Raw genomic sequence first — 19,939 nt, 5'->3', positions numbered from 1 at the left:
GGGGAGGCGTTGGTCCGAAACCGTAGGAGGACTAGACCAGTCGGGTCAATGGTTCGGACCAATTCGAGGGGTGGGGAGCAGGGCGGTGGGGCGGCGGTGGGGGGCCGCTCCGCCCGTGCGGGGAGGGCGCCCCCGGGGCATACTCACAGCGCGAAGCCCTGGTCCGTCAGGGAGGAGAGCGCCGCCATGCCCGACCGTGCGCCGACACCGGTGGACCGCGCCCTGCCCACGGACGAGGCCCGGCACCTCATGACGCTCGTCCGGGACATCGCGCGGCGCGAGATCGCCCCGGCCGCCGCCGAGGAGGAGGCCGCCGGACGCTTCCCCCGCGCGCTGTTCACCCTGCTGTCGCAGGCCGGCCTGCTGGGTCTGCCGTACGCCTCCGCCCACGGCGGCGGCGACCAGCCCTACGAGGTCTATCTCCAGGTCCTCGAGGAACTCGCCTCGGCCCGTCTCACGGTCGGGCTCGGCGTCAGCGTCCACACCCTGGCCGCCTACCCGCTCGCGGCCTACGGCACCGAGGAACAGCGGGCCGTCCACCTGCCCGCGATGCTCGGCGGCGGGCTGCTCGGCGCGTACTGCCTCTCCGAGCCGTCCTCCGGGTCGGACGCGGCCTCGCTGCGGACCAGGGCGGTGCGGGACGGCGACACATGGGTGATCGGCGGGACCAAGGCCTGGATCACGCACGGCGGGATCGCCGACTTCTACACCGTCATGGCCCGCACCGGCGGCGAGGGCCCGCGCGGCATCACCGCCTTCCTGGTGCCGGGCGACGCCGAGGGGCTGACGGCCGCGCCGCCGGAGCGGAAGATGGGGCTGAAGGGCTCGCCCACCGCCCAGATCCACCTCGACGGCGTGCGGATCCCCGACACGCGCCGCCTCGGTGAGGAGGGGCAGGGCTTCGCCATCGCCCTGGCCGCGCTGGACTCCGGACGGCTCGGCATCGCCGCCTGCGCGGTGGGCCTCGCCCGGGCCGCCCTGGACGAGGCGGTCGCGTACGCCCTGCGGCGACGGCAGTTCGGACGGCCGATCGCCGACTTCCAGGGGCTGCGCTTCCTGCTCGCCGACATGGCCACCCGGATCGAGTCCGGCCGCGCCCTGTACCTGGCGGCCGCCCGGCTGCGGGACGCCGGGCGGCCCTTCGTCCGGCAGGCCGCCATGGCCAAACTCCACTGCACCGACGCCGCGATGCAGGTCGCCGTCGACGCCGTCCAGGTGCTCGGCGGGTACGGCTACACCGCCGACTTCCCCGTCGAGCGTTATCTGCGCGAGGCCAAGGTCCTCCAGATCGTCGAGGGCACGAACCAGATCCAGCGGATGGTCATCGCCCGTCACCTGCTGGGTCCGGAGACCCGCTGAACTGCCCCGGCCGCACCTGCGGCGCCACCAGCCGCACCCACTCCGGGTCGTCCCGGCCCGGCAGGGTGCGGCCCCGCTCGGCCCAGGTGCGCAGCAGAGCACGGTAGATGGGCGGGTCCTGCGGGACCGGTGGGGCCAGCGGAACCGATTCTGCCCGGGGTGCCTCCGTGCGCACGGGGACGAAGAGCTGCCGGGGCCGTGTGGTCGTCGCGGAGTACGTGGGGGTCATACCGGGGCAACGCGGGGGTGCGACGGCAGGTCACGGCTCGGGTCGTCGGGCGTGCGTTCGGGGTGTGCCCGGTGCGGTGGACGCGCCGGCGTGGCGCCGGGCCGCGGCGGCGGACCGCCCGGCCCCGCCGAGCCCGGCCCCCGGCGGGCCCCGGTGTTCGGTGCCGGCCGGGGACCGGCGGCCCGCGCAGGCTTGGGCCGGTCACGCATCTGGCCGCCGGACAATGACTGACGTACCGTCAAATTCCTTGCTCCCAGGGAGGTGTGACCGTGGTCGACGACCGCCCCGTGCCGCTCGACGAGTACCCCGTCCACCAGGCGCCCCTGTCGATGAAGCACGTCGCGACCGGGGACCGCAACGCCTACGACCGCTGCATCTTCCACGTCCTCGACCACGAGGGCCGCGCCCTGCTGATCGCCGGACTCGGGGTCTACCCCAACCTCGGCGTGATCGACGCGTACGCCACCCTCCGCCTCGGCGACACCCTGTACGCCGTCCGCGCCTCAGACGCCCTCGGCGACGACCGGATGCGCCTGGAGGTCGGCCCCCTGCGCATCCGGGTGGAACGCCCGCTGCGGGACTTCGTCCTGAGCTGCGCGGCGGATCCGGACGACCCCGACGGGCTGTCGTACGACATCCACTGGTCGGCGGACTTCCCGGCGCTGTGGGAGCCGCACCATCAGCAGCGGCGCGGCGGGCGGCTCACGCTGGAGGGGAAACGGTTCGTGCAGGCCGGCCGGTGCGTGGGGCGGCTGCGGGCGGGCGGCCGGGAGATCCGGCTGACGGCCGGCGCCTGGACCGGGACCCGGGACCGCAGCTGGGGCGTGCGCCCGGTGCCGGGCGAGGAGGGCGGGCGGCTGGCCCAGGACCACCCGACCGAGGGGTTCCACTGGATCTGGTGCCCGGTCCGCTTCGAGGACCGCTTCCTGATGGTGATCACCCAGGAGGACGCGGACGGCCACCGCTCCCTGAACGACGCCACCCTCGTCCGCCCGGGCCGCCGGGACCGCCAACTCGGCTGGCCCCGGGCCGAGATCGGCTACCGGCCCGGCACCCGCCACCCCGAACACGCCCTGATCCACCTCGGGGACGTCCGTAAGCCCCTGGAGCTGGAGGCGGAGATCCTCACCTCCTCCCCGCTCGCGATCGGCGCCGGCTATCCGCCCGCCGAGGACTGGCAGCACGGCACCTGGCAGGGCCCCGGCTGGACCGACCGCCGCACCTACGACCTGGCGGCCCCGCACCCCCGGGCCGCCTACGGCGTGACCGATCACGCGGCCCGCTTCCGGATGGACGGCCAGACCGGCTACGGCATCTTCGAGCACGGCTCGTTCGGCCGCCACGACCCGAGCGGCTTCACCGGCTTCGACTCGGTGGCACGGCAGGGGAGCTGACACATGACGACGACACGGCGTCCGCGCACCACCACCCGGGACCCGGAGGAGCTCACCCGCCGGCTCACCGCCTGGCTCGGCACCCGGCTGCCGGGCGCCGAGGCGGCCGGCGTGACCCTCCCGGCCGCCAACGGCCTGTCCAGCGAGACCCTGCTCTTCGACATCGAGCACCCCGAACCCCCGCTCCGCCGCTGCGCGTTGAGGCTGGCGGCCGATCCGTCGGCGTACACCGTGTTCCCCGTCTACGACATGGTCCGGCAGTACCGCACGATGCGGCTGGTCGCCGAGCGCACCGACCTCCCGGTGCCCAGGGTGCTGTGGCTGGAGGAGGACCCCGGTCCGCTCGGCGCGCCGTTCTTCGTCATGGAACGCGTCGAGGGCCGGGTCCCGCCCGACGTGATGCCCTACACCTACGAGGGGAACTGGCTGCACGCGGCGAGCGACGCGGAGCGGGAGCGGCTGGAGGCCGCGACGGTCGGCCTGCTGGCCCGGCTCCACGACCAGGTGCCCGCCGGGGCGGCCGAGTTCCTGGCCGAGGCCGGTGACGGGGACGCGCTGCGCCGCCATGTCACGGCCCAACGCGCCTACTACGACTGGGTGGTGGCCGGTCTCGCTCCCTCACCGCTGATCGAGGCGGCCTTCGACCGACTGGACCACCTGTGGCCGGACGACCCGGGCGCACCGGTCCTGAGCTGGGGCGACGCCCGGATCGGCAACGTCGTCTACGACGGGTTCACGCCCGCCGCCGTACTGGACTGGGAGATGGCGGCGCTCGCCCCGCGCGAGGTCGATCTCGGCTGGACGATCTACCTGCACCGCTTCTTCCAGGACCTGACGGTCGCCTCGGGGCAGCGCGGACTGCCGGGCTTCCTGCGCCGCGACCGGGTGGAGGCGAGATACGCGGAACTCACCGGCCACACCCCGCGGGACATGGAGTTCCACACCCTGTACGCGGCGCTCCGGCACGCGATCGTCATGCTGCGGATCGCCTACCGCCGGGCGCACTTCGGCGAGGTGGCCGTCCCGGCGGATCCGGACACGCTGATCCTGCACCACGACAGCCTGCGGGCCATGGTGCAGGGCAGCTACTGGGACTGAGCGGACCGGCTCAGGCGGCGGCCGGGCGGCGCATCGCCGGCACCCGGATCGGGCGCGACCCCTGGCCGCCGACGTGCGAGAAGGGCTGGGTGCGCCAGTCGAGCCCCTGAGGGAGCGTCAGCAGCAGCGCGGTGTCCTGCTCCTGGGGCGCGAAGGACTCGTCGGCGGGCCGGGCCTCGGCCGCCGTGCGCCCGGTGCCGGCGCAGACCGTGAGCCCGAACGGATTCCACGGCGAGGCGCACAGCGCGTGCTCCGGCAGGATCTCCTCGTCCGCCAGGAGCGCGATGGGCTGCGCGCAGTCCGGGCAGATCACCCGGTACATCTCGAAGGTGTCGTACGCGTCGAGTTCGTCGGCGTCGTCGGCGAACTCGGGTTCGACGCCCTCCGGCTCGGGCTCGACCACGGACATGAGCCTCTTGGGCGCGGTGCGACCAGGGCGCTTAAGGTTCTGCATGGGATTCTCCCCCTCGGGCTGGGCCGTTCAGGCGCTGCGGCCTCGACCACAGCAAGCACTTCCCAACCCGTCTCGGCGGTAATCACGAGGACATCACGAAGCCCGTACTAAGTCTGTGGCCTTCGTCACATGCCAACCGCAGATGCCCAGCCGCGGCACCACCGTTCGGGCCGTGCGCGGTCGGCCCCGACCACATCACGAACCGGGTATGACCTGCGCTGCATAGGTATACGCGGAGATCAGACGCACTGTAGGTTCTTCCGTCATGGAGGAGCTGGACCGACAAATCGTGCAGCTGCTCGTCAAGGACGGGCGGATGAGTTACACCGATCTGGGCAAGGCCACGGGCCTGTCCACATCGGCCGTGCACCAGCGGGTGCGCCGGCTGGAACAGCGCGGCGTCATCCGTGGGTACGCGGCCGTCGTGGACCCGGAGGCCGTCGGGCTGCCCCTGACCGCCTTCATCTCGGTGAAACCGTTCGACCCCAGCGCCCCCGACGACATCGCCGACCGCCTCGCCGGAGTGCCCGAGATCGAGGCCTGCCACAGCGTCGCAGGCGACGAGAACTACATCCTCAAGGTGCGGGTGGCGACCCCGCACGAGCTGGAGGAGCTGCTGGGGCGGCTGAGGGCCCTCGCGGGCGTGTCGACCCGGACGACGGTCGCCCTGTCGACGCCGTACGAGGCACGGCCCCCGCGGATCTGAGGGGGTCCGGTGCCGGGCGGTGCCGGTGAGGCGCGAGACTGTTCCCATGAGTGAGCGCACCGCCGAGCCGAAGACCGTCCTGCTCCGCCGCGGAGAGGTCCACAGCCCCGCCGACCCCTTCGCGACCGCGATGGTCGTGGAGCGCGGCCAGGTCGCCTGGGTCGGCTCGGAGGGCGCCGCCGACGCCTTCGCGGACGGCGTCGACGAGGTGGTCGACCTGGACGGCGCCCTGGTCACCCCGGCCTTCACCGACGCCCATGTCCACACCACGTCCACGGGCCTCGCCCTGACCGGCCTCGACCTCTCGTCCGCCCCCTCCCTGGAGGCGGCCCTCGCCCTGGTCCGGGACTTCGCCGCCGTCCGGCCGCGGGACAAGGTGCTGCTGGGGCACGGCTGGGACGCCTCCCGCTGGCCCGGCGGCCGCCCCCCGACGCGCGCCGAACTCGACGCGGCCACCGGCGGCCGCCCCCTGTATCTGTCCCGGATCGACGTGCACTCGGCGGTCGTCACCACGGCCCTGCTGGAGCTGACCCCCGGCCTCGCCGCCGCCCCGGACGGGCCGCTCACCGCCGACGCCCACCACGCCGTGCGGGCCGCCGCGTTCGCGGCCGTGACGCCGGCCCAGCGCACCGAGGCCCAGCGCGTCGCCCTCGCACACGCCGCCTCGCTCGGCATCGGCACCGTCCACGAGTGCGGCGGGCCCGAGATCTCCTCCGAGGACGACTTCACCGGCCTGCTGCGGCTCGCCGCCGAGGAGAGGGGACCGCGGGTCGTCGGCTACTGGGCCGAACAGGGCGAGGAAGGGGTGGCCAGGGCGCGGGAGCTGGGCGCGCTCGGCGCCGCAGGCGACCTGTTCGTCGACGGCGCCCTCGGCTCCCACACCGCCTGTCTGCACGCCCCGTACACCGACGCGGCCCACACCGGCACCGCCTACCTCACCGCCGACGACGTGGCCGCGCACGTGGTGGCCTGCACCGAGGCCGGACTCCAGGCCGGCTTCCACGCCATCGGCGACGCCGCCGTGACCGCCGTCGTGGAGGGTGTGCGCGCCGCCGCCGAGAAGGTCGGCCTCGCCCGTGTCCGCGCCGCCCGCCACCGCGTCGAGCACGCCGAGATGCTCACCCCCACGACGATCGCCGCCTTCGCCGAGCTCGGGCTGACCGCCTCCGTGCAGCCCGCGTTCGACGCCCTGTGGGGCGGCGAGGACGGCATGTACGCCCAGCGCCTGGGCGCCGAGCGGGCCCGCACCCTGAACCCCTTCGCGGCCCTGCTGCGGGCCGGTGTGCCGCTAGCCTTCGGCTCCGACAGTCCCGTCACCCCCCTCGACCCCTGGGGCACGGTCCGCGCCGCCGCCTTCCACCGCACCCCGGGCCACGGCATCTCCGCCCGGGCCGCCTTCACCGCCCACACCCGCGGCGGCTGGCGGGCGGTCGGCCGCGACGACGCCGGTGTCCTGGTCCCCGGCGCGCCCGCCGACTACGCGGTCTGGCGGACGGACGAGCTGATCGTCCAGGCCCCCGACGACCGGGTCGCCCGCTGGTCCACCGACCCTCGCTCCGGAACCCCCGGCCTGCCCGACCTCACCCCCGGCCGGGACCTGCCGCTCTGCCTGCGCACGGTGGTCGGCGGACGGACCGTGCACGTACGGCCGGGCGAGTGACCCCGGGACGCCGGCCGCCGAAGATCACCCGTCCGCGCGCCGTCGTACGGCCCGTTCCGTCTCCCCGCTGACCTGGGCATTGTCCAAAGATGCGCAGGTCGAACGGCTGTTGACAGCGGATGGCGGGGGGCCGGTAGGTTCGGCCGGGTCCACCACCGGACGCCCCGCCGCGTAACGTCCGCGCACTCGCCGCGGCGCCGCTGGGTCAGGGGCGGTGTGCCGCACCGGGGCACCGCCGCTGGCAGCCAGGCCCAGCGCCAGCGCCGCAGCGAGGGAACGTTCCGTCCGGCCGGGGAGGTGTGACCCGGGTGGGGCCCGGGCGTTCAGTAGACAACGGCTTTCGGTCGACCCGCAGCCAGCGGGCCCCAGGTCGGCCCGAAGAGCGCCGGGCCCCCCGCCGCGGCACGCTTGGCGCGCCTGCGCCCGGGGTACTGCGTACATACAAGCCCAAAACGACAGTCTTACCCCGCTCTTCGGAAAACGACACCACCATACGAACGTCCCGTCACGTCACCGCAGGCGGCGGCCACTATGGTGGTCCCCTGCGTACGGACACGAAGGGGCAGCAGTGAACGACGGCGACGGGACCCTCGCGGCACAGGACCGGGAGAGGCGGTTCGGCCCGCTCGGCACCGCCTTGGTGATCATTCCGACCTACAACGAGGCGGAGAACATCAAGGGCATTGTCGGCCGGGTGCGCAAGGCCGTTCCCGAGGCCCACGTCCTCGTGGCCGACGACAACAGCCCCGACGGCACCGGGAAGCTCGCCGACGAACTCGCCGTCGAGGACGACCAGGTCCAGGTGCTGCACCGCAAGGGCAAGGAAGGCCTCGGCGCCGCCTACCTCGCCGGCTTCCGCTGGGGCCTGGAGAACGGCTACGGCGTGCTCGTCGAGATGGACGCCGACGGCTCCCACCAGCCCGAGGAACTGCCCCGGCTGCTCACCGCCCTCAAGGGCGCCGACCTGGTCCTGGGCTCCCGCTGGGTGCCGGGCGGCCGGGTCGTGAACTGGCCCAAGTCCCGCGAGGTCATCTCCCGCGGCGGCAGCCTCTACTCCCGGCTCGCCCTGGACCTGCCGCTGCGCGACATCACGGGCGGCTACCGGGCCTTCCGCCGCGAGACCCTGGAGGGCCTCGGTCTCGACGAGGTCGCCTCCCAGGGCTACTGCTTCCAGGTCGACCTGGCCCGCCGTGCCGTCAAGGCCGGCTACCACGTCGTCGAGGTCCCGATCACCTTCGTCGAACGCGAACACGGCGACTCCAAGATGAGCCGCGACATCCTCGTCGAGGCGCTGTGGCGGGTCACGGCATGGGGTGTGGGGGAGCGGGTCGGCAAGATCACGGGGCGGGGAGACGCGCCGCAGAAGTAGCCGCGGAGGCAGGAGCCGGTGCGAGCCCGGTGGAGGCCGTGCCGCCTGCGGAAACGATCGGCCGCGATGTCGCACAGAAACGACTGATCGTCCTCTTATGCCGCTCTGAGCCTCGCCCAGGCACACTGGACGTATGACGACTGGCGCTCCGATCCCGACGTACCCCACCTCCGGTGCCCCCGGCCCCGCCGCGACCCGGCCCCGGCGTTCCCGCCTGCGGACGTTCCTGCCGCTGGGGCTCGCCGTGTGGCTGGTGCTGGAGATCTGGCTGCTGACGCTGGTTGCGGGCGCGGCCGGCGGACTCTCGGTCTTCCTCCTGCTCGTGGCCGGTTTCGTGCTCGGCGCGGTGGTCATCAAGCGGGCGGGCCGCCGGGCCTTCCGCAACCTCAACGAGACGCTCCAGCGCGGCACGGCCCCGACCCGGGGCGGCGGCAACGGCCTGATGATGCTCGGCGGCCTGCTGCTGATGATCCCCGGCCTGCTCTCCGACGCGGTGGGCCTGCTGCTGCTCCTGCCGCCGGTCCAGAAGGCCGTCAGCGCCTACGCCGAGCGCCGGCTGCTGGCCGCCGCGGGCGTGCCCGGTTCTCTGGGTGACGCCTATCAGCAGGTCCGGATCCACCGCCCCGACGGCAAGGTGGTGCAGGGCGAGGTCATCCGGGACGAGCAGTAGCCGCTCCCGCCGCCGTCACGCACGACGACCGCGGGCGCCGTACGTGAGATACGTACGGCGCCCGCGGTCGTCTGGCGTGCGTTGGTGTGTGCCGCCTTGCTGTCCGCCTATGCGGACTTGCGGCTGTCCCGGGGATGTACCGCAAGGTTCATCGCCCCGGACCGCAGAACGGCCAGTCGCTCCTCGAGGACCTCTTCGAGTTCCTCGCGGGTCCGCCGCTCCATCAGCATGTCCCAATGCGTACGCGCGGGCTTGGCCTTCTTCTCCTCAGGGCCGTCGCCGTCCACGAGGAGTGCAGGGGCTCCGCAGACCTTGCACTCCCACTCCGGCGGAATCTCCGCCTCGACCGAGAAGGGCATCTCGAAGCGGTGCCCCTTCTCGCATGCGTACTCCACGGCCTGGCGCGGGGCCAGGTCGATGCCGCGGTCCGTCTCGTAGCTGGTCACCACGAGGCGCGTGCCGCGAAGAGCTCGCTCACTCATGAATCGTGCCTCCCGGGCTTGTCGCCCACAGGACAGGTGTCGCTGTCGTCGTCATCCGGTCAACGTCCGGTCGGCGGTAAAGATTCCCGTTCCGAGGACCGTTCCGGGTCATGCGTCGCCGTCGTAGCCGCAGCCTTGTCAACCAGTGCAGTACCCACCGGCGCCCGGTTTGTCACATCTGAAAGGAGATGTCACCCAGCGTTTCGGCATCTTTGACGCGCAGTAACGGTACGCCTGGCAGGCCAAACGCGTACACTACCGCCCTTTCGTCCTGAGCGCTAAATCTTCTCGGGCACGGGGTTCCCGGCGGCCCCGATCGCCCGCCGCACCGGGACCCGCGCGAGCAGCACGAACCCGATCACGAAGAACGCCACCAGCGAGACGATCGCGTCCCGGTAGCTCCCGGTGAGCTGGTAGGTGAGCCCGAAGAGCAGCGGTCCCAGCCAGCTCATCCCGCGGTCGCTCATCTCGTACGCCGAGAAGTACTCGGCCTCCTTGCCCGGCGGGACCAGGTGGGAGAAGAGGGAGCGGGACAGGGCCTGGCTGCCGCCGAGGACCAGCCCGATCGCCGCCGCCAGCAGGAAGAAGCCCACGGGCGCCCCCTCGGGCAGGAAGTACCCGGCGCCCAGGGTGAGCGTCCACGCGATCAGCGAGCCGAGGATCGTGCGCTTCGCGCCGTACGTCCGGGCGAGCCGCCCCATGCCGAGGGCGCCCGCGACGGCCAGCACCTGGACCAGCAGGACGGCACCGATCAGCGTGGACTGGCTGAGGCCGAGTTCCTCCGAGCCGTAGACCGAGGCCTGGGAGATCACGGTCTGGATGCCGTCGTTGTAGACGAGATACGCGAGGAGGAAGGCCAGGGTCAGCGGGTGGCGGCGCATGTCCCGGACCGTCGCCGCGAGCTGGCGCAGCCCCGGAGCCGTCTTCCCCTCCCGCGCCGCCGGCGGGCGGTCCCGCAGCCGCAGCAGCGGGATCAGGGTGAAGCCGCCCCACCACAGGCCCGCCGAGGCCAGGCAGATCCGCACGGCCGTCGACTCCGAGACGCCGAAGGAGTCGTGGGCGAGATAGAGGACCAGGTTCACCACCAGGACCAGGGAGCCCGCCGCGTACCCGAAGGCCCAGCCGCGCGAGGAGACCGCGTCGCGTTCCTCGGGCGGGGCGATCTGGGGCAGATAGGAGTTGTAGAGCATCATCGACACGGACTGGGCCGCGTTCGCCACGATCAGCAGCGCACCGCCGAGCAGATAGCGGTCGCCGTCCAGGAGGAACATGCACATCGTCGCCGCGGCACCGGTGTACGCGGCGGCGGCCAGCAGCGGCTTCTTGCGTCCGCTGCGGTCGGCGGCCGCGCCCACCAGAGGCATCAGCAGCACGGCCACGATCACCGACAGGGACACCGAGTACGCGAAGAACGACCCCGCGCGCACCGGGACGCCCAGCGGATGCACATACCCCTCGGGGTCCGCCGCCTCCTTGGCGACCGACGTCAGATACGGGCCCAGGAACACGGTGAGCACGCTCGTCGAGTAGACGGAGCACGCCCAGTCGTAGAAGTACCAACCGCGCTGCTCGCGCCGCCGCCCGGCGGTCTCGTCGGACGCAGCCGTCCGCACGGTGTCGATGCCCACCCGTGCCCTCGCTTCCCCGCTGAAGGAGCCGCGCGAGGGCGGCGCGGACCGTCAGGCCCAGACGCCCCGGTCCTCCATGACCTTGCGCAACGTGTCGATGTGATCGGTCATGATGCCATCGACTCCCAGGTCCAGGAGCCGGTGCATCCGCTCCGGATCGTTGATCGTCCACACATGCACCTGAAGCCCGCGCGCGTGGGCTGCGCGGACGAAGCGGGAGTCCACGACCTGGATGCCCGACTGGGCCTCCGGCACCTGGGCGGCGACCGCCGAGCGGCGCAGCCTCGCGGGCACGCCCCAGGACCGCAGCCGCAGGTTGAGCACGCCCCGGGTGCCGTACGAGGTCGCCAGGCGCGGCCCGGCCAGCCGCTGGGCGCGCACCACACGCGCCTCGGAGAAGGAACCGACGCACACCCGGTCCCAGGCGTCGGTGCGCGCGATGAGGTTCAGCAGGGGGTGCAGGGCCGGCTCGGCCTTGATGTCGATGTTCCAGCGGACCTCGGGGAAGGTCTCCAGCAGCTCCTCGAACAGCGGAACCGGCTCCTGGCCCGCCACGCGCGCCTGCTGTACGTCCGCCCACGGCAGGTCGGCGATCCGGCCCGCGCCGTCGGTCAGCCGGTCCAGCGTCGCGTCGTGGAAGGCGACGAGCCTGCCGTCCCGTGTGGCGTGCACATCGGTCTCGACATAGCGGTAGCCCGCCTCGACCGCGCGCCGGAACTGCGCCACCGTGTTCTCCAGGCCGTCGGCGTCCCCGCCGCGGTGCGCGAACGGGATGGGGCCCGGATGGTCGAGGTACGGGTGGCGTATGAGGGTGGTCACGGACGCAGTATCGCCCCTCGGGGTGACCCGCCGGCAACGACCGTGCTGCCGTCGGATGCCGTCGGAACGGCGAAGACCCGCAGGAAGACCTGGGCGAGCGGGCCGATCGACACGGCGTAGAGCAGTGTTCCGACCCCGATCGTGCCGCCGAGCAGGAAGCCGGTGACGACGACCGCCACCTCGATCGCGGTGCGCATCAGACGGATCGAACGGCCGGTGCGGCGGTGCAGTCCGGTCATCAGCCCGTCGCGCGGGCCCGGTCCGAAGGCGGCGGAGATGTACAGGCCGGTGGCGGCGCCGTTGAGCACGATGCCGGCCACCAGCAGGGCGCCGCGTACGGCCGGCTGGTGCGACTCGGGGAGCAGGGCCAGCGTGCCGTCCATCGCGAGGCCGACCACGAAGACGTTGGAGACCGTGCCCAGACCGGGGCGCTGGCGCAGCGGGATCCACAGGAGCAGCACCGCCGCGCCCACCACGATCGAGACGACCCCGATCGTCAGACCGGTGAGTTCGGCCAGGCCCTGGTGGAGCACGTTCCAGGGCTCCAGCCCCAGGCCGGATTCGACGAGCAGCGCCGAGCTGGCGCCGTAGAGGGCCAGTCCGGCGTAGAGCTGGACCAGCCGGCGTGTGAGATGTCCCCTGCTCGGCAAGAGATGCCCCCTGTAGTGGAAGTGGCCTGACCCATGACACTCTGTGGCGTGGATGGAATCGTCATCCATGGCCAATTCGGGGAAGGTGGACTGGTATCCATGGCGCAGTGGACCTCCGCGGTGGGGGCCGCGCAGCTCGCGCGGCTGCTCAAGTCCCAGCAGGACCGCCCGGCCGGCCCGGGCACGCGCCGCCCACCCGCCTACCGTTCCCTCGCCGACGGCGTACGGCTGCTGGTGCTGGAGGGCCGCGTCCCGGTCGCCGCCCGCCTGCCCGCCGAACGGGAACTCGCCCTCGCCCTCTCCGTGAGCCGGACCACCGTAGCCGCCGCCTACGAGGCGCTGCGCGCCGAGGGGTTCCTGGAGTCCCGGCGCGGCGCCGGCAGCTGGACGGCCGTCCCGGCGGGCAATCCGCTCCCGGCGCGCGGCCTGGAACCCCTGCCGCCCGAGGCCCTCGGTTCGATGATCGACCTGGGCTGCGCCGCCCTGCCCGCGCCCGAGCCCTGGCTCACCCGCGCCGTCCAGGGCGCGCTCGAGGAGCTGCCGCCGTACGCCCACACGCACGGCGACTACCCGGCCGGACTGCCCGCGCTGCGCGCGATGATCGCCGACCGGTACACCGCGCGCGGGATCCCGACCATGCCCGAGCAGATCATGGTGACCACGGGCGCGATGGGTGCGATCGACGCCATCTGCCATCTCTTCGGCGGCCGCGGCGAGCGCATCGCCGTCGAGTCGCCCTCGTACGCCAACATCCTCCAGCTCATGCGGGAGGCGGGCGCGCGGCTGGTGCCCGTCGCGATGGCCGAGGGGCTGGCCGGCTGGGACATGGACCGCTGGCGCCAGGTGCTGCGCGAGGCCGCGCCGCGGATCGCGTACGTCGTCGCCGACTTCCACAACCCGACCGGCGCGCTCGCCGACGAGGACCAGCGGCGCCGGTTGGTCGAGGCGGCCCGCTCGGCCGGGACCGTGCTGGTCGCGGACGAGACGATGAGCGAGCTGTGGCTCGACGACGACGTGGTGCTGCCCCGGCCGGTGTGCGGCTTCGACCCCGCCGGGTCGACGGTGATCACGGTCGGGTCGGCGAGCAAGGCGTTCTGGGCGGGGATGCGCATCGGCTGGGTACGGGCCGCCCCGGACGTCATCCGCAGCCTGGTCGCGGCCCGCGCCTACGCCGACCTGGGCACGCCCGTGCTGGAGCAGCTGGCGGTGAACTGGCTCTTCGGCACCGGCGGCTGGGAGCACGCCGTCGAGGTGCGCCGCGAACAGGCCCGGGACAACCGGGACGCGCTGGTCGCGGCGGTGCGGCGGGAGCTGCCCGACTGGGAGTTCGCGGTGCCCAAGGGCGGCCTGACGCTGTGGGTGCGGGCCGGGGGTCTGTCCGGGTCGCGGCTCGCCGAGGCGGGGGAGCGGGTCGGGGTACGGGTGCCGTCCGGACCCCGGTTCGGGGTCGACGGGGCCTTCGAGGGCTTCGTGCGGCTGCCGTTCACCGTGGGCGGCGCGGTGGCGGAGGAGGCCGCGCTCCGGCTGGCCGCGGCGGCCCGGATCGTTCGCAGCGGCGGGACGGCGGGCGGCGAGGGGCCGCGGACGTTCGTGGCGTAGGCGGCGTAGGCGGCGTAGGCGGCGTAGGGGCCGTGAGGGCCGTGGGGACATGAGCGGGCGGGCCGGCCCCGGAGGGTCGGCCCGCCCGCTCATGTCCTGGGTCCCGGGTCCGGGCGGCTCCTAGTCGGCGACCGCCGCCTCGACCGGCACCGGGAGCGACTTCGTCGTCTCCGGGTCGGAGGGAGCCGGCCCCTCGTCAGGGGGAGTCTTTCCCGTGTCGGCCGGAGTTGTCTCCGCGTCCGCCGGGGTCGTCTCCGCGTCCGCCGGAGCGGTCCGTGGGGGCAGCAGGTCCAGTACGGCCTGCCGGTGGGCGTCGCTCGTCGCGTCGTCGTGCGGGTCCGGGGTCGCCGGTACCTGGAGGCGGTGCACCGGTCCCGTGCCCAGCCGGGCGTAGCCGCGCCCCGGGGGGACCTGGTCGACGGGAGTGGTGTGCGCAGGGGCCCCGAGGACGGCCTTCAGCTGACCGGTCGAGGCGGGCCCGAGCACGACCCGCGCGCGTGTGTGCTGCCGTACGGCGTCGCTCAGCAGGTCCAGGCTGTCGAACTGCTCGGCGACCACCACCGTCACCGCGGCCGCGCGGCCGTGCCGGAGGGGGACCTGGAGGAGGGCCTGCGGGTCCTCGCGGCCGTCCGCCTCGGCGAGGTGGGTGAAGGCCGTGGGGCGGTCGAGGAGGATCCACAGGGGGCGCTTGGTGTCGTCCGGCGGCTGCCCGCCGTCCTGGCGGGCGCGGTTCGCGCTGATCAGCCGGCGCTCCGTCTCGTGCGCCGCCCACTCCAGGCCGGCCACCGCCCCGGCCAGCCCGACCTCGACGCCCAGGACGCCGTCCCGGCCGGTGAGGCAGGAGTACTCGCCGGTGCCGCCGCCCTCGACGATCAGGACGTCGCCGTACCGAAGGGCCTGGAGGGCGATGGAGCGCAGCAGGGTGGAGGTGCCGCTGCCGGGCTGGCCGACCGCCAGCAGATGCGGCTCGGTGGAGCGGACGCCGGTGCGCCAGACGACCGGCGGGACGTCGCGCAGCTCCTCGCCGTGGGTGAGGGGGAGCGTGCGCTGGACGCCTGAGGGGTCGGTGAAGCCCAGGACCGTCTCGCCGGGGGCGGTGACGAAGCGCTGGGCGAAGAGGTCGGTGGGGAGCGGGGCGAGGACGCCGACGGTGAGTTCGTTGCCCTCCTCCTCCCAGCCGAAGTGGTACTCGCGGCCGCGGCCCGCCTTCGCGGTCAGCAGCAGCTCGATCCGCGCGCGGGGCTCGGCCTCGCCGTCCGGGAAGTACGCCGGGTAGCGGATCACCAGGTGGGTGAGGCGGCCCGAGCCGTCGAACTCGTAGGCAGGGAAGGCCTTCTCCCACTCGCCGCCGTGCGCGTACAGGGGAGAAGGGTCCTCGGCCGTCGAGAAGTACGGGACCAGGGCCTCGTACAGCGACTGGAGCCGCTGGGTCTGCGACTCGTCGGGGCCTTCGGGAGCCGGTGGGGTGCGGTCCCGGCCCTGCCAGGCTGCCGCCGTCATCAGGGTGATGACGGCGAGCAGCGGTCCGTACGGCACCAGGGCCACGACCAGGATCACCGAGGCCACCAGGAACAGCAGCGGGCCGCGCCTGTCCTTGGGGGTGTCGGCCCATTTGCGCCGCCCGGCCGAGGCCAGCCGGCCCAGACCGCGGGTGATCGTGATCAGCGGATGGAGGACATCGGTGGCACTGTCCGCCGCCGTCCGGGCCAGCTCCCGGCTCCGGGCGATCTGGGCGCTGCCTGTGCTCAGGATGCGGGGGAGGGGGCGCCGGGCCACAGCTGTCTCCTGATGGTGCGTACGGAACGGACGGACGGCGGGTGTGGCGGCGTCAGAACTTGATGCCGCCGAGGAGGCTGGCCAGGCTCTCGCCGCCTGCCTTGATGCTCGGGGCGATGGCCGTGCTCGCCAGGTAGAAGCCGAACAGGGTCGACGCGAAGCAGTGCGACGGCTTGAGGCCGTCCTTGCGGAAGAAGAGGAAGACGACGATGCCGAGCAGGACGACGCCTGAGACGGAGAGGATCATTGGGGATCTCCTGGTTCGTGGGGACAGTCACCATGAGTACTTCCAGGATCACAGCATGTATCTATACGATAAAAGGTGCAACTGGGTGAAATCCCCACGATTTCCCCCAGGTGGCTGAAGGTCTGCTGGGCCGCCTGAGCAGGAGAATTGCGTCGAACGGGTCTCTTCGGGATCTTTGCCTCGGAGGGCACCGGCCATGTGCGCGACGAGCCAGTACGCTGACGATTCACCTGAACGGTTGTAGTGAGAGGCGGACCGGGCCGATGACTGAAGCCCCCGACCCCGAGGTCGTGGAGCTGGCGACCAAGATCTTCGATCTGGCCCGGCAGGGCCGGACCGAGGAGCTCGTGGCGTACGTCGACGCGGGCGTCCCGGCCAACCTCACCAACGACCGCGGCGACTCGCTCGTGATGCTCGCGGCCTACCACGGCCACGCCGACGCGGTCCGGGCCCTGCTGGCCCGCGGCGCCGAGGCCGACCGGATCAACGACCGGGGCCAGACCCCGCTCGCCGGGGCCGCCTTCAAGGGCGAGACCGAGGTGATCAAGGTCCTGCTGGAGGCCGGAGCCGATCCGGCCGCGGGCACTCCCTCGGCCGTCGACACGGCCCGGATGTTCGCCAGGACCGAACTGCTCGAACTGTTCGGCGCGCACTGAGCCGACGGTCCGAGCAGGCAACGTGCGACAGCAGTTCCTGACCAGGTAAATCGACGACCACGGGGGAGGCGGTACAAGGCCGCCGGAAATTTCGGTCGCGGCAGGCAGAACAGCCGGGTCATCATGACGACGTGATTCACGGACGCGATGGCTGGGCAGGTGTTGCCGCACCGCGCGGGCCGTGATGCGGTCCGCATGGGCCACCGACGAGAGGCAGAGGAAGATGGTCTACAGCAAGCAGGAAACGGCGGGCGCCCCGACGTGTTGTCACGCGGCCAGGTAGTGCACGTCCCCGGTTGCGTCGACGCTTGATGTGAGGCTGTTTCCCATGTTCGATCCGGTCATAGCGCCCAGCGGTACGCTGCTCGGCCTCCTCCAGAGGGGCCGCGGCGACGGCACGCTGCACGCGCTCACCGCACCGCGCGCCGAAGCGCTCGCGGCTCTGAACCACTGCGTGCTGCGGGACCCCCGCCACGACTGGCAGGTGGAGAACCGCTCCCTGTACTACGCCCGGCTCTACCTCGACCTCGGCGGCGACCTCGACGAGATCGAGGCGCACCTCTTCGACGTCGAGGACGTCTTCGACACCGAGGAGTCACGCACGGGCCTGGCCCTGGCCGTCCTCGGCCATCTCGCCTCCTACGGCAGGCGGGAAGCCCTCGAACTGCTGCGCAGATACGCGGCCTCGGGCGCCAACTGGGCCTGGGCCCTGGACGAACTCGCGCTGCGCGACGACGACGCCGGGCTGCGCGCCCTGGCCGTGCCGGTGCTCGCGCGGTTCGCGACCGACGCCGAGGGCGAGGCCGAGCTGGCCGCCGCCGTCCGCGACGCCTTCGAGCCACGGCCCTGGCGGCTGTGGGCCGAGGACCCCCGCGAGCCCGTCGCCACACGCGTGCGTGCCGCCCAGGAGGCCGGCTGCTTCGACCGCTGGCAACGCCAGATGAGTCCGGGCGGACCACGCCCCGGCTGGAGCGTGAACGCCGTCTTCGAATGGGCCCAGCAGGGCGTCGAACGCGGCGCCGCGCTCCATGTGCCCGCCGCCCGGTGCCTGGTCGCCGTGGCCGGCCCCGAGGACCGGCCGGAGATCGTGCGGGCCGCCGAGGACGGCACCGAGGGCGCCCGCTGCACCGCCCTGCGCTACCTTGCCGACTGCAACGACCCCGCCGCCCTCGCCCTCGTCGAACGGGCCGTGGCCACCGGCACCACGCCCGTCGTCGAGGCCGCCGTCGACGCCTTCGAGCGCATGCGCAGCATGGCCGCCGTCGACCGGGCCCGCGGCTGGGCCCGCCGGCCCGACGCGCTCGGAGCCGCCGCCGGACGCATGCTCGCCTGCCTGGGCGGCACCAAGGACAGCGACCTCGTCCTCGGCGCCCTGCGCGAGGCCGTACGCGGCGAGGGCTGCGACGCCCCCACCCTGTGGACCCTCGTCGACGGCGCCGGACGCCTCGGCATCGTCTGCGCCGCCCCCGTCCTGCGCCATATCTACCGCGAGACGGCCTCCTCCCATCTGCGCGGGCGCTGCGCCCGCGCCCTCGCCGCCACCGACCCCTCCTTCGCCAGCGGCTTCGCCGTCGAGTGCCTCTGGGACTGCGAGGAGGCCACCCGCGAGATCGCCGCCCGGCACGCCGAGACCGGCGACGCCCGGGTCGTGGAACGCCTGCGCCGGCTCGCCGCCGACCCCGCCGAGGAGGCCGAGGTGCAGACGGCCGTACGGAGCCGGATCGGGCCGGACCCGGCGTCCGCCGTGTAACCGCCGGACACACGCGTACCCGGTGGGTGAACGCGGAGTGACCCGCAGGTCAGACGCGCATGGATGCCGTCTGACCTGCTCGGGTGCGCAGCGCAACGCTCATGGGACGTTCGGCGTCCGGAAAGATCCACGTTGACGCGGGCACGTCCAGCACGGCGACAACACCGGTATGCGTGTCGTCATCGTGACCGAATCCTTTCCCCCCGACGTGAACGGCGTGGCCCACTGCGCGCTCCAGACCGCCCGGCACCTCGTAGATCGCGGTCACTCCCCGCTCGTCGTCGCACCGGCCACCGCCGCCGGTACCGGGCCGGACGCCCTCGCGCCGTGCCCCGTCGTCCGTGTCCCCTCCCTCCCGCTCCCGGGCTACCCCCAGGTCCGCGTCGCCCTCCCCAGCCGACGTGTCGCCGCGGCCATCGTCGAGCACCGGGCCGACATCGTGCACCTGGCCAGCCCCTTCGTCCTCGGCGTCCGCGGCATGGCCGCCGCCGCCCGGCTCGGCATCCCCGCCGTCGCCGTCTACCAGACCGACCTGGCCGGATACGCCCGCACCTATGTGCACGCCGGTGAGGCCGCCGCCTGGCGACGGATACGGTCCGTCCACGCCGCCGCCGACCTCACCCTCGCCCCCTCCGGCCCCGCCCTGCGGGACCTGGAGACCCACGGCGTGCCCCGGGTGAAGCTGTGGCAGCGTGGTGTGGACACCGAACGGTTCCGCCCCGACCGCCGCGACGAGGCACTGCGCCGCGCACTCGCCCCGAACGGTGAGGTGCTCGTCGGCTACGTCGGCCGCCTCGCCCCCGAGAAGCAGGTCGAACTGCTGGCCGGCGCGTGCGGGCTGGACGGCGTACGGGTCGTGGTGGTGGGCGACGGGCCCAGCCAGGCACAGCTGACGGAGGCCCTGCCCGGCGCGGCCCTCCTGGGCCGCCGCACCGGCGACGAGCTCGCCCGGATCTTCGCCTCGCTGGACGTCTTCGTGCACACCGGCCCCTTCGAGACGTTCTGCCAGACCGTGCAGGAGGCCATGGCCAGCGGTGTGCCGGTCGTCGCGCCCGCTGCCGGCGGCCCCCTGGACCTCGTCGCGCACGGCCGCACCGGCCTGCTCGTCCCGCCGCGCGACGCCGACGCGGTACGGGACGCGGTGGCCTCCCTGGCCGCCGACCCCGCACTGCGGACGGCGTACGGGGCCGCCGGACGCGCAACCGTCGAGGGCCGTACCTGGGCCGCCGTCGGCGACCAGCTGCTCGGTCACTACACGGACGTGCTCGCCGCGCGCCGACCGGTGGTGGCGGCGTGAGCGCGGGACGGGCGTCGACGGGTGGCGAGGCCTACGGGGCTTCCCCGGTTTCTGGGGTCTCCGGGGCCTCCGGGACCCCCGGGGCCTCCGGGGCTC

General features: G+C 73.4%; 18 protein-coding genes. 11 read left to right on the top strand and 7 right to left on the bottom strand.

The window, feature by feature from the left end:
- The first annotated feature begins 186 nt into the window (after positions 1-186).
- From IE275_RS11745 to IE275_RS11735, 3 genes are all read left to right on the top strand, one after another.
- A complete protein-coding gene (locus IE275_RS11745) occupies positions 187-1,359 on the top strand; it encodes an acyl-CoA dehydrogenase family protein (protein WP_189710619.1) in 1,173 nt (390 codons plus the stop codon).
- A gap of 498 nt (positions 1,360-1,857) precedes the next feature.
- The gene (locus IE275_RS11740) at positions 1,858-2,982 is read left to right on the top strand and encodes an Rv3169 family protein (protein WP_189710616.1); all 1,125 of its coding nucleotides are present in this window, start codon (positions 1,858-1,860) and stop codon (positions 2,980-2,982) included.
- A gap of 3 nt (positions 2,983-2,985) precedes the next feature.
- Positions 2,986-4,080, top strand: coding sequence for a phosphotransferase family protein (locus tag IE275_RS11735; RefSeq protein WP_189710614.1), 1,095 nt, complete (start codon positions 2,986-2,988; stop codon positions 4,078-4,080).
- Positions 4,081-4,090: 10 nt separating this feature from the next.
- On the opposite strand, the gene IE275_RS11730 is transcribed toward IE275_RS11735, so the two are convergent.
- The gene (locus IE275_RS11730) at positions 4,091-4,534 is read right to left on the bottom strand and encodes a hypothetical protein (protein WP_189710612.1); all 444 of its coding nucleotides are present in this window, start codon (positions 4,532-4,534) and stop codon (positions 4,091-4,093) included.
- A 265-nt stretch (positions 4,535-4,799) separates the two neighbouring features.
- Between IE275_RS11730 and IE275_RS11725 the strand changes: the two genes are divergently transcribed.
- The 4 genes from IE275_RS11725 to fxsA all read left to right on the top strand — a co-directional run bounded on the left by IE275_RS11725 (position 4,800) and on the right by fxsA (position 8,939).
- Positions 4,800-5,240 carry an Lrp/AsnC family transcriptional regulator gene (locus tag IE275_RS11725; RefSeq protein WP_030785712.1) on the top strand — a complete coding sequence of 147 codons (441 nt, stop codon included), beginning with the start codon at positions 4,800-4,802 and terminating at the stop codon, positions 5,238-5,240.
- A 46-nt stretch (positions 5,241-5,286) separates the two neighbouring features.
- Positions 5,287-6,900, top strand: a complete 1,614-nt coding sequence (locus IE275_RS11720) for an amidohydrolase (protein ID WP_189710610.1) — start codon at positions 5,287-5,289, stop codon at positions 6,898-6,900.
- Between the two features lie 568 nt (positions 6,901-7,468).
- Positions 7,469-8,269: a polyprenol monophosphomannose synthase gene (locus IE275_RS11715; RefSeq protein ID WP_189710608.1), complete on the top strand. Its 801-nt coding sequence runs from the start codon at positions 7,469-7,471 to the stop codon at positions 8,267-8,269.
- A 133-nt stretch (positions 8,270-8,402) separates the two neighbouring features.
- The gene (gene fxsA / locus IE275_RS11710; RefSeq protein WP_189710606.1) at positions 8,403-8,939 is read left to right on the top strand and encodes an FxsA family membrane protein; all 537 of its coding nucleotides are present in this window, start codon (positions 8,403-8,405) and stop codon (positions 8,937-8,939) included.
- 107 nt (positions 8,940-9,046) lie between these two features.
- Here the strand turns inward: fxsA and IE275_RS11705 are convergent, their stop codons facing one another.
- The 4 genes from IE275_RS11705 to yczE form a co-directional block, all read right to left on the bottom strand.
- Positions 9,047-9,421 carry an RNA polymerase-binding protein RbpA gene (locus IE275_RS11705; RefSeq protein WP_020128921.1) on the bottom strand — a complete coding sequence of 125 codons (375 nt, stop codon included), beginning with the start codon at positions 9,419-9,421 and terminating at the stop codon, positions 9,047-9,049.
- Between the two features lie 278 nt (positions 9,422-9,699).
- A complete protein-coding gene (locus IE275_RS11700; RefSeq protein ID WP_189710604.1) occupies positions 9,700-11,049 on the bottom strand; it encodes an MFS transporter in 1,350 nt (449 codons plus the stop codon).
- Positions 11,050-11,100: 51 nt separating this feature from the next.
- On the bottom strand, positions 11,101-11,868 hold the full coding sequence (locus tag IE275_RS11695) for a glycerophosphodiester phosphodiesterase family protein (RefSeq protein WP_189710602.1): 768 nt from the start codon (positions 11,866-11,868) through the stop codon (positions 11,101-11,103).
- On the bottom strand, positions 11,865-12,518 hold the full coding sequence (gene yczE, locus IE275_RS11690; RefSeq protein WP_189710600.1) for a membrane protein YczE: 654 nt from the start codon (positions 12,516-12,518) through the stop codon (positions 11,865-11,867). Before yczE ends, IE275_RS11695 begins: the two co-directional genes overlap by 4 nt.
- 99 nt (positions 12,519-12,617) lie before the next feature.
- On the opposite strand from yczE, the gene IE275_RS11685 reads away from it, so the two are divergent.
- On the top strand, positions 12,618-14,117 hold the full coding sequence (locus tag IE275_RS11685; RefSeq protein ID WP_189710598.1) for an SCO1417 family PLP biosynthesis transcription factor: 1,500 nt from the start codon (positions 12,618-12,620) through the stop codon (positions 14,115-14,117).
- Positions 14,118-14,237: 120 nt separating this feature from the next.
- Here the strand turns inward: IE275_RS11685 and IE275_RS11680 are convergent, their stop codons facing one another.
- Positions 14,238-15,893 (bottom strand): hypothetical protein, encoded by a 1,656-nt coding sequence (locus tag IE275_RS11680; protein ID WP_189710596.1) that lies wholly within the window; start codon positions 15,891-15,893, stop codon positions 14,238-14,240.
- A 52-nt stretch (positions 15,894-15,945) separates the two neighbouring features.
- Positions 15,946-16,140 carry a hypothetical protein gene (locus tag IE275_RS11675; RefSeq protein ID WP_189710594.1) on the bottom strand — a complete coding sequence of 65 codons (195 nt, stop codon included), beginning with the start codon at positions 16,138-16,140 and terminating at the stop codon, positions 15,946-15,948.
- Positions 16,141-16,403: 263 nt separating this feature from the next.
- Between IE275_RS11675 and IE275_RS11670 the strand changes: the two genes are divergently transcribed.
- The 3 genes from IE275_RS11670 to IE275_RS11660 all read left to right on the top strand — a co-directional run bounded on the left by IE275_RS11670 (position 16,404) and on the right by IE275_RS11660 (position 19,843).
- The gene (locus tag IE275_RS11670; RefSeq protein ID WP_189710592.1) at positions 16,404-16,796 is read left to right on the top strand and encodes an ankyrin repeat domain-containing protein; all 393 of its coding nucleotides are present in this window, start codon (positions 16,404-16,406) and stop codon (positions 16,794-16,796) included.
- 328 nt (positions 16,797-17,124) lie between these two features.
- The gene (locus IE275_RS11665) at positions 17,125-18,546 is read left to right on the top strand and encodes a HEAT repeat domain-containing protein (RefSeq protein ID WP_189710590.1); all 1,422 of its coding nucleotides are present in this window, start codon (positions 17,125-17,127) and stop codon (positions 18,544-18,546) included.
- A 169-nt stretch (positions 18,547-18,715) separates the two neighbouring features.
- Positions 18,716-19,843, top strand: coding sequence for a glycosyltransferase family 4 protein (locus IE275_RS11660; protein WP_189710588.1), 1,128 nt, complete (start codon positions 18,716-18,718; stop codon positions 19,841-19,843).
- Positions 19,844-19,939: the final 96 nt, after the last annotated feature.

It is taken from the genome of Streptomyces phaeofaciens, from assembly GCF_014648915.1.
GTDB lineage: Bacteria > Actinomycetota > Actinomycetes > Streptomycetales > Streptomycetaceae > Streptomyces > Streptomyces phaeofaciens.
The sequence above is the reverse complement of the archived record's forward strand: the minus strand, read 5'-3'. Positions and strand labels throughout refer to the sequence as shown.